An 11,570-nucleotide genomic window follows, 5' to 3' on the forward strand; every position below is an offset into this window, starting at 1 on the left:
TGATTCACCACTGTCGGGCCCCTCTTGACGTTGTGGAGGCGCTTACGGGGCGATGCCCGCTCTAGCGCGCTCTACCCGCGACGCACTACTCGGCGTTGCGGTACTGGCGTTTGTGGTCGACGACGCCCGCAAAACGGTAGTCGCCGTTGGTCTGCCGCTCGGTCTCGTAGCTGCCGGTGAGCTCGTCGTAGGCTGCGTGACGGGCACGGTAGTCTGCGTAATCGATGTTCGTGCGCTGGTCGAGCATCTCGGCGTGGTGCGCGACTCGGAGGTGCTTCTCGTAGCCCTCGGGAATGATACCGGTGAAGAACTCGGCGACCGCACCCGAACCATAGCTGAAGAGGCCCACCCGCTTACCAGCGAGGTTCTCGCTGTTATCGAGCAGTGACAGGAGCGCGAAGAAGACCGAGGCGGTGTAGCTGTTGCCGAGCCTGCGGTTGTAGATCATCGTCGGCTCGAGGGTTGCTACCGAGGCATCAACGTCTTCGACCTCACAAATCTCGGTGAGGCGACGGTGCGCCTTCACTGCCATGCGGGTGAAGGGTTGGTGGTAGCAGAAGTAATCGATCTCGTCGAAGCTATTCCCGCCGGCCTGTTGGAAGTCGCTCCACGCCTTGCCAACGCTGTCGAGGTACACCTGCATCGAGTAGTGGCCGTCGACGACCGCTGTTGAGCGATCGTTCGGGCGCCAGAAGTCCATAACGTCGCTCGTCCAGAGACCCGTTGCCGGTTCAATCTCAAAGAGGGCTGGGTCGGCGCTCACAAGCATTGCGACCGCGCCGCCACCCTGTGTTGGCTCGCCGCTTGAGTCGAGCTCGTACCGAGCGATGTCGCTCGCGATAACGAGCACCTTCTCTTCGGGCTTGCGGGCAACCATGGCAACGGCGAACTGCAGCGCGGCCGTTGCCGAGTAGCAGGCTTCTTTGAGCTCGACGACGCGGCAGTTGCCGGGAAGGCCAAGGAGGCCGTGCAGGAAGACACCGGCCGACTTCGACTGGTCAACGCCTGACTCGGTGGCAAAGAGAATCGTGCGAATGTTATCGCTACCGTGACGGTCAAGAATGGGTTTCGCTGCGCGAGCCGCCATCGTCACGATGTCTTCATCAACCGTGTTGATGCTCATCTCGAACTGGCCTATGCCGCGATGAAACTTTGCGAGGTCAGTGCCGGTGTTCGTCGCGATCTCTGCTAAATCGAGAACCAGACTTCCAGTAGCCGCGGCGATGTCGTGGATCCCGATCTTCATTTTGACTCTCTTTCAAATTTCACATGGGCCGCCATAAGTTCGCCCGGGTTCGTCTGGGCTGCCATCAACGATAGCTCGCCACATAACACGGTGGCGGCACACAACACAGCAAGCTTACGTGCATTTTCGCCAGCGTGTGCCTCTTCTCGACATCCCAGTCTCTCAAGGTTTTCTGTAATCAGGCTTAAGCCCTTACCGTTTCCTACAGATCCGACAATGAGATTGGGGATCGTGCATGAGAAATAGAGGTCGCCGTTCCGGTTCTCGGCGTGGGTAATTCCCTGCGACCCCTCAACGATATTTGCGGCATCCTGCCCTGTTGCGAGATAGAAGCCGAGCAGCATATTCGCGTAGTGGGCATTGGCCGAACGGAGGCTTCCCGCGATCGTGCCACCGACAAGGTTCTTGCGAATGTTGAGCTGTTCCATCTCGTGCGCGGTCGTACGCAGACGACGTTCGAGCAGTTCTTTGGGAATGAGAATCTCAGCAACGACGTTCTTGCCGCGACCCCAGATGCCATTGACCGCAGAGGTCTTCTTATCGGTGCACAGGTTGCCCGAAATCGACCCGTAGTGCAGGTGCGGCTGGTCACGCAGAATCGCGTCCATAAGCTTCTCAGAGGCAAGCGTGACCATGTTGTGGCCGGCCGCGTCTCCCGTCGTGAATTCAAAGCGCACGAAGAGCAGGTTGCCCACGATTTCGGTGTTGATACGGATGAGCTTTGCAAAGCGGCTCGTCTCGGTCACAACCTGCGCGAGTTGCTCCTCGCTCGCGGTGATGCGCTGAGCAGCCTCATAAGCGACCGCAGCCGTTCCGCATTCAAAGAGCACCGAACGGGTCATACGCTCGTCAACAAGGGTGCACTGAATGCCGCCCTCAACGAGGGTCGAAACGTGTGCACCGCGCCTCACCGATGGCCACAGGGTGGTTTCATAGGTAGCGAGAGGAACCTCTTGCTCGCCCTGAAACACGTTGCCACCGATACGAATGGGCCCGAGCCACCGAAGTGGCACCGGGGCAAATAACTGCTCTGGTTCATCAACCGTCATGCAAGCTCCTACGTTTGTGCGCGCCACGCTGGGCATAGTGAGTAATATCGATTCCCCTGAGTCGTGCGAACTCCGCAACACCACCGGTGATGAGCAGGTCGCTCCGCAGTAAATCGCTCGGGCGCGCCGCGCCGGTGAGCGCTTGAATCGCACGGAGCTGTGCATTCCAGCGGTGGATCTCTGCAATGAGAGCCGCCTCACCTTCTCGCTGCAAAACATGAAGAAAGCCTCCCGCGACCCCGACGGCGACACTGCCCAGGCTGAGCGCCTTGGCAACGTCGAGTGGGCCGCGTACTCCCCCGGACGCCAAAACCGTGACGCTCTCGCGCTCGGCGGTCTCGGCAACGTCTACGAGGCAGTTTGCGGTGCTCTGCCCCCACGAGAGGAGGGCTGAGTAGTCGTTCTGGTCGCGGCGCGAGTTTTCGATCGCGGCAAAGTTCGTGCCCCCTCGCCCGCTGACGTCGACGTAACGCACACCAAGGGCGGCGAGCTGCGCAACGGTCTCGGCACTCAGACCGAACCCGACCTCTTTGACGACCACGGGAACGCCCACAGCGGTCACGATCGCCGCGATGTTGTCGGTCCAGTGGCCAAAGCATCGGTCGCCCTCGGGCATCACGATCTCTTGAGCGCTGTTGACGTGAATCTGTAGGGCGTTCGCCTCGACCGCGTCGACCACACGACGCGCATCAGCGACGGTTGCGTTTGCGCTGAGGTTCGCGAACACGAAGCCGTTGGGGTTGAGCTTGCGCAGCGAGGTGAAGGTCGAGGCCGAGGTCTCGTCTTTCAAGAGGTGACTCATCGAACCCGAAGCGATTGCGGTTCCGGTCTCGGCGACAACGCGCGCGAGCGACTCGTTGATGCGGCCGGTCGATGCTGATCCGCCCGTCATAGCATTGATGTAAATGGGACTTGCCCATGAGTTGTCGAAGATCTGGGTCTCGGTTGTCACCGAGTCGAAGTCGGCCGCGGCAAGCGCATGATGCATAAACGTGACGTCGTCAAAGTCGCCCGGCTGCTGGCGAGCATCGGCTTGTTCAGTCGCGAGTCGCACGTGATCGTCTTTTCGGGAGGCTGAAGTCGTCACACTTGCGTGATTCATCGGGACTCCTCCTGAAGATAGGCCGAGAGGCTAAGCTCGGTGATGTCTGCTTTGTGCCACTCACTCTTCATTCTATGGAGTTCTCTATGCCTCTCGCACATTACAACGCCGCAGTCACCGCCGCCGGCTCCCGAAGGTTTGGCAATAGCCCCCTCGTTCTCGGCGATTTCACGCAGTTTTCGAAGCTTCATCGTCTCAATACCCCCGCCGCCTCGGGCGTCGTACCCGAGCAGCGCGTCGCGTGAAGCGGCATAGGCTTGAAGAATCGCTTCGGCGTCATCGCGTTCAACCGCTCGGGTGAGATCGTCAACCGCCGCCCGTGACTCGGTGAGAAATTGCTCGCGTGATGCCGCATCATAACGCTGCTCGGCGACGAGGGTGTCGGTGTCAGCCGGGCTGCCGGTCCAGCCAACCACCCACTGCACCGATCGAGGCACGGGCAATCTCGTCAATTCGAGTCCTGACCAGTCTGCCTCGAGCGTTGCCACGAGGCCGCGCTCTGTGAGCATTGTGGCGAGCTCTTCTCGGTCTGGGGCCACATACCGCACCCAGCCTCCGAGCGTGCTCGTTGCAAGATCACCGCCAGACGCGCGAGGCGAAAATCTAAGCGTGATGAGAAGGGCAACGCGGTAGCGCTCTTCATCGCTGAGTTCGAGGCCCCAGGCCTGAGCGAGTGCCTGCACGAGCGCCACGGTAACGGCGCCACTCGATCCGAGCCCGAATTTGGTGCCGTGCGCGTCGACGAGCTCGCTCGCAATGGTGAGGTCAAGCGCTCGGGGAGCGCGGTTCCGTGCCCGCGCGAGCTCTGCGGTGCGCACGAGCGTCTCAGAAACAAGGTCTGGCATTCGCTCGGCTTCGGAATCGGCAAAGTGAATCTCGCCGTCGTCATTCGTGCCCCAGCGAAGCGGATCTGCGTAGTGAGTCGAGTGTACGCTTCCCCACGCTCCGGCTTCTCGCGTGGTCACTTCTGTAACATCGACGTGCATGAGCCGATCGACCGCCATGAGAAGCGCGGGTTGCCCTGGGGTAACCACCGCGTGTTCCCCGGCGAGGTAGAGCTTGCCCGGGGCCGAATAGCGGGTCATGCCACCGCAGCTTCGGTGAGATGGGCGCCAGCCCCAATGCGAGAAGTGAGCGTTGCCGCTTGGGGAAAACGCTCTGACAGCCAAGCGTGAACATCGTCGAGCTCGGCCACCGTCGTGAGTACCTTGATGTTGGGGCCCGCGTCAGCGGTCGCGTAGGCGGTCAGGCCTTCATTTCTCAGTTCAGCCACCGCGTCAAGCACGGTGAAGCTTTCGCCCGTGAGGTAGCGAATCGGCGGCACCGCGCCCAGCATCGAGGCGTGCATGCGCATCGTGCTGAGTTCGGTGAGCTGGCCGAGCTCAGCAAGTTCGCCCTCAGCAACGGCCGCCATGGCCTGTTCGACGAGTCGTTGATTCGAGGTGACCCAGCCTTCGTAAAAGGGTGAGGTCTCGATCGTTCTCGTCATACCCACTCGTGAAGAAATCGCCTTTTGCGCCGCGCTCAGCTGAACGATAACGAGGGCGAGTTCAGGGCCGTTCCAGTCGATTGATTCGGCATACGAGGTGAGGTCGTCGTGCCCCCGATGCCAGCGCACCATGCCTCCGAATACTGATCGTGAGGCTGAGCCCGAGCCGAGTCTCGCGAGACGAGAAATGCCCGTCGCGTCGAGACCGAGCGCATACGCATTGTTGACCGCGGTCGCGAGTGCGGCGAAACCCGCCGCTGAAGAAGCGAGCCCCGCTGCCGTAGCGATCGTGTTGGTCGAGGTGATTGAGGCCGCTCTTCGGTCTCCTGAGAGCTCTCTGGCCCGGTCGAGCACACGGCGCATGCGCATCGTTTCGGCTTCGGTGAGCTGTCGACCGTTGAGCACGATGGTATCGAGTTCGTCATCGCTCAGTTCAACCGTGGTGGTCGTCGGAAAACCGTCGAGCGTCAGTGAAATGCTGTCGGTTGCTGGAAGAATGAGCTCCTCGTCAACCTTGCCCCAGTACTTAATAAGAGCAATGTTTGGCTGCGCGATTGCGGTGCTCATGCTTGCTCCTTGTGCACTGGCCAGACGTTTTTCGCCCCCGCGCTCAGGAGCGCGTTGCTCACCGTGTGCTCGTCTCGTTCTGAACCGACGAGGGCGACCATGCAACCGCCAAGCCCCCCGCCGGTGAGCTTGGCGCCGAGCGCGCCCGCGTCTTTACTCGCGTTCACGAGTGATTCGAGTGGATCAGCGCTCACGCCGAGTTCCCTCAGAATCTCGTGGTTGCGATCCATCTTCGCGCCGAGCCGTTCATGATTGCCCTCTGCAAGATCGGTTCCGGCGTCTTGCGCGAGTTGCGCGGCCTCGGCCAGCAGGGCTTCGACACGAGGTGGGTTCTCATCGCGCAGGGCTCGAACACGGCGCACCGCTTCTGCGGTGTGCCCTACGATGCCGGTGTCGGCGACGAGCAGCCGCGGCTCGCTGAGTACGCGCAAGGGCTTAGCCTCGCCTTTTTCGAACCAGATCGGCCCCGCCTCGGTTGTCGCGTAGGCATCAAGTCCGCTCGGGGTACCATGAGCTACCCGTTCGACCGACTGCACGAGTTCAAAACGTTCGTCACGACTCAGTTCACGTCCGTACGCACGCGAAACCGCCTGGGCGATCGCGCCCGCAACCGCTGCGCTTGACCCGAGACCGCGAGCGGGAGGAATGAGCCCGCTCACTCGCACCTCAATACCGTTCGGAGCTTCTTCAAGAAACTCGAGCGTGTTGCTCAGCGCGATCTCTGAAAGCTTGCGCTCAAGTTCGACGGTTTGAGCCGTCTCGCGGTCGAGCGAGTGAAACGGGGTGATCACCCGGTGCCCTTCTCCCGAGACCGTTACCTTGGCCTCAAGCTCGAGCGAAAGCACCGGAAACGCGATGGCGGGTTTGCCGTAAACAACCGAGTGCTCGCCAAGCACGATGACCTTCGCGTGAGTCTTGCCGCTGCCCGCAGGGGCCGCCTGAATAGTGTGCGTTTGCATGATCCTGCCTACGCGTCGATTCGCTCTTGGTCGAGGTCGTCGGCGTGGTCGATAATAAATTCTTTTCGAGGGGCCACCTCGTTGCCCATGAGGAGCTCAAAAACGCGCGACGCTTGCTGTGCGTCAGCAACGCCAACGCGTCGCAGCGTGCGCTTGTCGCGATCCATGGTCGTCTCGGCCAGCTGATCAGCGTCCATCTCACCGAGACCCTTGTATCGCTGAATTGGCTCCTGGTACTTCTTGCCTCGCTTCTTGAGGTCTTTCAAGAGCACCTCGAGTTCGCGCTCACTGTAGGTGTAAATAAGGTCGTTCGGTTTACGCCCGCTATTTTGCACGACCACCCGGTGAAGCGGCGGAACCGCCGCAAACACACGCCCTGCCTCGAGCATGGGTCGCATGTACCGGAAGAAGAGGGTGAGCAGGAGCGTTCGAATGTGCGCTCCGTCGACGTCGGCGTCGCTCATGAGGATCACTCGCCCGTACCTGGCCGCGTCAAGGTCGAAGTCGCGACCAGAGCCGGCACCGATCACCTTGATGATCGCGCTGCACTCAGCGTTCGACAGCATGTCGGCGAGTGAGGCTTTCTGCACGTTGAGAATCTTGCCGCGAATGGGCAGCAGAGCCTGAAACTCGCTGTCACGAGCGGGGCGCGCCGTACCGAGGGCGCTGTCACCCTCGACGATGAAGAGCTCGGTGCCCTCAACGTCTCGCGAACGGCAGTCAATGAGTTTGGCTGGCAAACTCGAGCTTTCAAGCGACGATTTGCGCCGCTGCGTGTCGCGCTGCGCACGAAGCGAGATGCGCGACTTCATCTCTGAAACCATCTTCTCGAGCAACAGCGCACACTGAGCCTTATCGGTTCGTTTCGCCGATTCGAAGAGTGTTGAGAGATGGTTCGTCAGCTGTTTTTGCACGATCGAACGGATCGCTGCCGTGCCCAAGACCTCTTTCGTCTGCCCTTCGAATTGGGGTTCGGGAAAGCGCACCGTCACTACTGCGGTGAGGCCCGCGAGCAGATCGTCTTTTTCTGGCTTATCGCTGCCGGCTTTCAACCGGCGAGCGTTTTTCTCGATCTCTTTGCGGAAGAATCGCACGAGGCCTTGCTCAAAACCGGCAAGGTGCGTGCCGCCCTTCGGCGTCGCGATAATGTTCACGAAGCTTCGAATTTCGGTCTCGTAGCCAGTACCCCAGCGCAGTGCGATGTCGACCTCGCACTCTCGCTCGACCTCTTGCAGGTCCATGTGGCCCGTCGCTTCGTTGAGCACGGGAATCTTCTCACTGAAGGTATCTGAACCGGTCACGCGCCAGACGTCGGTCACCGGGCCGTCAACGGCGAGGTACTCGACAAACTCAGAGATGCCGCCATCGAACTTGAAGCTGTCAACCACCGGTTCTTCACCGCGCTCGTCAGCGATAATAATCTCGAGCCCCGGCACAAGAAATGCGGTCTGTCGTGCACGCTCTTTGAGCGCGTCAAGCTCGAACTGCGCGGTCGGCAGGAAGATTTCTGGGTCGGCCCAATAGCGAACTCTGGTGCCGGTAACGCCCTTCTTTACCTTGCCCTTCGCAGTGAGCTTTGATGCATCAGTGAAGGGTGAGAAAGCACTCGTCGGCTCGTCACCGGCGAAGGTACCCGGCTCGCCGTGCCGAAACGACATGCCCCAACTCTTACCGTCGCGGTCAACTTCAACGTCGAGCCTTGCGGAAAGTGCGTTCACGACCGAAGCACCGACGCCGTGCAGACCACCCGAACTCGAGTAGCCACCCCCGCCGAATTTGCCTCCGGCGTGCAGCTTGGTGAATACGAGCTCGACGCCAGAGAGCCCCGATTTGGGTTCAATGTCGACGGGAACGCCACGCCCCTCGTCGGTGACGGTCACGCTCCCATCAGCGTGAAGACGCACCTCAATACGATCGCCGTAGCCGCCGAGCGCCTCATCAACCGAGTTATCAATAATTTCCCAGAGGCAGTGCATGAGGCCGCGCGAATCGGTCGACCCGATATACATACCGGGTCGTTTGCGAACCGCTTCGAGCCCCTCGAGCACGGTTAGGTGTCGCGCGGAATAGCTTGATTCAGCCACATTAGTACCTTTCTGAGACTATCCACATAGCGTACTTCACACCCCAGACATCTCTGCACAGGCGAGCGGCGAGTATCGCGCGAAGCAGTACGCTCCCCGCGAAATACACCACGTTATTCTCATATCTATAGGTTTTCTGTGCTTGGATAGGGTCACACACAAGAGGAGGGAGTTCGATCATGACTACAACAGAACAACCCACGATGGAGCACACCGGCGTTGAAACTGCGACCGATGATGCGCAGCTTGCGACGCGCACGCTCAGTGGCCTCGATCGCTGTGACAGCTGCGGGGCGCAGGCTTACGTGCGCGCGATGCTCGGCGGAAGCGAGCTCCTCTTCTGCGGCCATCACGCCAAACAGCATGAAGCAAAGCTCAAATCAATTGCAGACTTCTGGCACGACGAGACGCACAAGCTCGAATCGTAACGAGACGCATCACTCGGTTATCGCCACGGTGCGATGATCAGCAAAAAGGGCCTGGCCGGTAAAACGACCAGGCCCTTTCTCTGTGCCCCGAGTTACTACTCGAGGTAATCTTTCAACTGCTGTGAGCGTGACGGGTGGCGCAGCTTCGCCATCGTCTTCGACTCAATCTGACGAATACGTTCACGGGTCACTCCGAAGGTGTCACCGATCTGGTCGAGCGTTTTCGGCATCCCGTCACCCAGGCCGAAACGCATGCGGATCACGCCCGCCTCACGCTCCGAGAGCGAGTCAAGCAGCGACTCCAGCTGTTGCTGCAACATCGTAAATCCAACCGCGTCGGCTGGAACAACCGCCTCGGTGTCTTCGATGAGGTCGCCGAATTCGCTATCGCCGTCTTCACCAAGCGGAGTGTGCAGCGAAATGGGCTCGCGGCCATATTTCTGCACCTCAATGACCTTTTCAGGGGTCATATCGAGCTCCTGGCTCAACTCTTCAGGGGTTGGTTCACGACCAAGGTCCTGGAGCATCTGGCGCTGTACGCGCGCGAGCTTGTTGATGACCTCAACCATGTGCACAGGAATACGAATCGTGCGGGCCTGGTCAGCCATTGCCCTCGTAATCGCCTGACGAATCCACCAGGTTGCGTAGGTCGAGAACTTAAAGCCCTTGGTGTAGTCAAACTTCTCAACCGCTCGAATGAGGCCGAGGTTTCCCTCTTGAATGAGGTCGAGGAACTGCATACCGCGGCCCGTGTAGCGCTTCGCGAGCGAAACAACGAGTCGCAGGTTGGCACCGAGCAGGTGGCTCTTCGCCTTGCGGCCATCACGAGCAACCCACTTCAGCTCACGCGTGAGCTTCTTCGAAAGATCTGGCTCGGTTGCGAGCTTCTCTTCGGCAAAGAGTCCAGCTTCGATACGCATCGCAAGCTCAACTTCTTCAGCCGCGTTCAGAAGTGCGACCTTACCGATCTGTTTGAGGTAATCCTTCACCGGGTCGGCGGTTGCTCCTGGGATCGCCGTCGTAACGGTGGGAACATCGACCTCATCAGATGCCTTCAGAACAATGGCACCGGTAGGCAGCGGCTCAACCGACTCGGGTTTTGCCTTCTCTTCAGTCTCGGCTTCTTCTTCGTCGCTCGCATCGAGGTCTTCGTCAACCTCGGTGCCTTCGGCGTCATCTTCAAGCTCTTCGAACTCTTCAGCCTCTGCAGCCTTCTTCGACTTAGTAGTCTTCGGCTTCGCTTTCGCGGCAGGAGCCTTCTTTGCGGCGGGTTTCTTCGCTGCAGGCTTCTTCTCTGCCTTCTCTTCGGCTGCCTTTTGTGTTGCGGTGGCTGTTGTTTTCTTTGCCGCGGTCGTCTTCTTTGCCGCGGTCGTGGTGGTCTTCTTAGCCGTGGTCTTCTTGGCGGGGGTCTCTTCAGACACCTTCGCTGAGGTTTCAGTGGCCACGCAGCCGCCTCTCTGTGTTAGTACGTGCCAAGCGCTTCACCGTAGACCAGCGAAACGCGCATAAACTCCTAAAGCCCGTGTCAAGTCTGGTGTTTTTCAACAGCAGTTGGCACAGGTTTCCCTTTCATTATAGCCGAGAAAGCTTGAAGACCCCGTGACGGCTCACAGGGAGCGTGACCGAGTGCTACATTCCTGCGATGCCGGGGCCGTTGCCCTCCTGTGGGTTCTCACCCCAGTATCGTGCCAGATACTCTTCGAGCTGCGTCGCCAATTGGTCTGCGGTTGGCAACTCTTCAGCTTCTCCAAGCGAATCAGGCTCGTCGGTCTCGCTCGCCTCTCGAACACGCTCACGCACGAAGTCGTCGTACCGCTGCTCGAGCGCTTCGACCATCTCAAGTGACTCTTCGTTCTCGCGAATTTGCTCGGTTACCTGACGAGCAAACGCGTCTTCTCTGGCTTCAACTTCTGCCGTTGAAAAGAGCAGCCCTGTCGCATTCATAATGTTCTTGAGGCTCGCGGTGAGGGTGTGCGGATACTGCGTGTTGGCAAGGTAGTGAGGGACGAGTAGCACGAATGCCACAACCTCGTGCCCTGCACGAAAGAGCGCATACTCAATCGCGTGACCCACCGAAGCCGAAAGTTGCGTCGTAGGCTGCCAAATGCTCGTTGCGTCGATGAGCGATTGCTTCGATCCGCTCACGGTTGCGCCAATGGGCCTCGTGTGAGGAACAGGCATCGGAATCGCGTGCACCCAGGTCGTAACGGTTACACGGAACTCTTGCACGATCCAGGAGACCTCACGTACGAACGTCTCCCAGCGAAAATCGGGTTCGTAGCCGGCAAGAAACAGGAACGGCTCACCGATCTCATCTTCGCCAAGATACAGCGAAAGCTTTTTGGGCTGGTAGTCGGCAAGGTGATCCTTGATGAACGTAATCGTCGGGCGCCTCGCTCGATAATCGAGAAAGACATCGTTCGAAAACTCTGCGAGAAGCGTCATCGATTCGTCGCTCAAGATATGGTCCATGAGCTGATCGACCGCGTTGCCCGCGTCGCTAAAACCCTCGAGTGAAATAATCAGCGGTAGGCCTCTGGGCGCGCGCTCGAGCCGCTCGGCATGAACTACTGAGTACAGTGACTTATCCACACCCATATTCTAAAGAGCGCTCCTGAATTCACATGCAGGGATGGATGAGTTTCG

10 protein-coding genes are annotated in these 11,570 nt (G+C 59.6%); 1 reads left to right on the plus strand and 9 read right to left on the minus strand.

Translation table 11 applies throughout. The features are described from left to right. Positions 1 to 85 precede the first annotated feature (85 nt). The 7 genes from KTJ78_RS02835 to KTJ78_RS02865 are packed head-to-tail and all read right to left on the minus strand — an operon-like array spanning position 86 to position 8,496. Positions 86 to 1,246 (minus strand): hydroxymethylglutaryl-CoA synthase, encoded by a 1,161-nt coding sequence (locus tag KTJ78_RS02835; protein ID WP_217132420.1) that lies wholly within the window; start codon positions 1,244 to 1,246, stop codon positions 86 to 88. Next, the gene (locus tag KTJ78_RS02840; protein WP_217132422.1) at positions 1,243 to 2,295 is read right to left on the minus strand and encodes a hydroxymethylglutaryl-coenzyme A reductase family protein; all 1,053 of its coding nucleotides are present in this window, start codon (positions 2,293 to 2,295) and stop codon (positions 1,243 to 1,245) included. The genes KTJ78_RS02835 and KTJ78_RS02840 overlap by 4 nt, the downstream gene beginning before the upstream one ends. Further along, positions 2,285 to 3,397 carry a type 2 isopentenyl-diphosphate Delta-isomerase gene (fni, locus tag KTJ78_RS02845; RefSeq protein ID WP_217132424.1) on the minus strand — a complete coding sequence of 371 codons (1,113 nt, stop codon included), beginning with the start codon at positions 3,395 to 3,397 and terminating at the stop codon, positions 2,285 to 2,287. The genes KTJ78_RS02840 and fni overlap by 11 nt, the downstream gene beginning before the upstream one ends. Continuing rightward, positions 3,394 to 4,482 carry a phosphomevalonate kinase gene (locus KTJ78_RS02850; RefSeq protein ID WP_217132426.1) on the minus strand — a complete coding sequence of 363 codons (1,089 nt, stop codon included), beginning with the start codon at positions 4,480 to 4,482 and terminating at the stop codon, positions 3,394 to 3,396. The genes fni and KTJ78_RS02850 overlap by 4 nt, the downstream gene beginning before the upstream one ends. Continuing rightward, the gene (gene mvaD, locus KTJ78_RS02855; protein ID WP_217132428.1) at positions 4,479 to 5,453 is read right to left on the minus strand and encodes a diphosphomevalonate decarboxylase; all 975 of its coding nucleotides are present in this window, start codon (positions 5,451 to 5,453) and stop codon (positions 4,479 to 4,481) included. The genes KTJ78_RS02850 and mvaD overlap by 4 nt, the downstream gene beginning before the upstream one ends. Further along, the gene (mvk, locus tag KTJ78_RS02860) at positions 5,450 to 6,412 is read right to left on the minus strand and encodes a mevalonate kinase (protein ID WP_217132429.1); all 963 of its coding nucleotides are present in this window, start codon (positions 6,410 to 6,412) and stop codon (positions 5,450 to 5,452) included. The genes mvaD and mvk overlap by 4 nt, the downstream gene beginning before the upstream one ends. Before the next feature lie 8 nt (positions 6,413 to 6,420). Continuing rightward, entirely contained in the window at positions 6,421 to 8,496 is a 2,076-nt protein-coding gene (locus KTJ78_RS02865; protein ID WP_217132430.1) for a DNA gyrase/topoisomerase IV subunit B, read from the minus strand. Positions 8,497 to 8,699: 203 nt separating this feature from the next. Between KTJ78_RS02865 and KTJ78_RS02870 the strand changes: the two genes are divergently transcribed. Continuing rightward, positions 8,700 to 8,924, plus strand: a complete 225-nt coding sequence (locus KTJ78_RS02870) for a DUF7455 domain-containing protein (protein ID WP_217132716.1) — start codon at positions 8,700 to 8,702, stop codon at positions 8,922 to 8,924. Positions 8,925 to 9,019: 95 nt separating this feature from the next. Here the strand turns inward: KTJ78_RS02870 and KTJ78_RS02875 are convergent, their stop codons facing one another. Continuing rightward, on the minus strand, positions 9,020 to 10,345 hold the full coding sequence (locus KTJ78_RS02875) for an RNA polymerase sigma factor (protein ID WP_217132718.1): 1,326 nt from the start codon (positions 10,343 to 10,345) through the stop codon (positions 9,020 to 9,022). A gap of 208 nt (positions 10,346 to 10,553) precedes the next feature. Beyond that, positions 10,554 to 11,516, minus strand: coding sequence for a PAC2 family protein (locus tag KTJ78_RS02880; RefSeq protein WP_369807949.1), 963 nt, complete (start codon positions 11,514 to 11,516; stop codon positions 10,554 to 10,556). Positions 11,517 to 11,570 lie beyond the last annotated feature (54 nt).

The organism is Leucobacter chinensis (genome assembly GCF_019049105.1).
Lineage (GTDB): Bacteria > Actinomycetota > Actinomycetes > Actinomycetales > Microbacteriaceae > Leucobacter_A > Leucobacter_A chinensis.

Bases quoted from the DNA above. Each gene is read 5' to 3' on its own strand.
- KTJ78_RS02835 (WP_217132420.1), bottom strand. From the start codon at position 1,246: ATGAAGATCGGGATCCACGACATCGCCGCGGCTACTGGAAGTCTGGTT.
- KTJ78_RS02840 (WP_217132422.1), bottom strand. From the start codon at position 2,295: ATGACGGTTGATGAACCAGAGCAGTTATTTGCCCCGGTGCCACTTCGG.
- fni (WP_217132424.1), bottom strand. From the start codon at position 3,397: ATGAATCACGCAAGTGTGACGACTTCAGCCTCCCGAAAAGACGATCAC.
- KTJ78_RS02850 (WP_217132426.1), bottom strand. From the start codon at position 4,482: ATGACCCGCTATTCGGCCCCGGGCAAGCTCTACCTCGCCGGGGAACAC.
- mvaD (WP_217132428.1), bottom strand. From the start codon at position 5,453: ATGAGCACCGCAATCGCGCAGCCAAACATTGCTCTTATTAAGTACTGG.
- mvk (WP_217132429.1), bottom strand. From the start codon at position 6,412: ATGCAAACGCACACTATTCAGGCGGCCCCTGCGGGCAGCGGCAAGACT.
- KTJ78_RS02870 (WP_217132716.1), top strand. From the start codon at position 8,700: ATGGAGCACACCGGCGTTGAAACTGCGACCGATGATGCGCAGCTTGCG.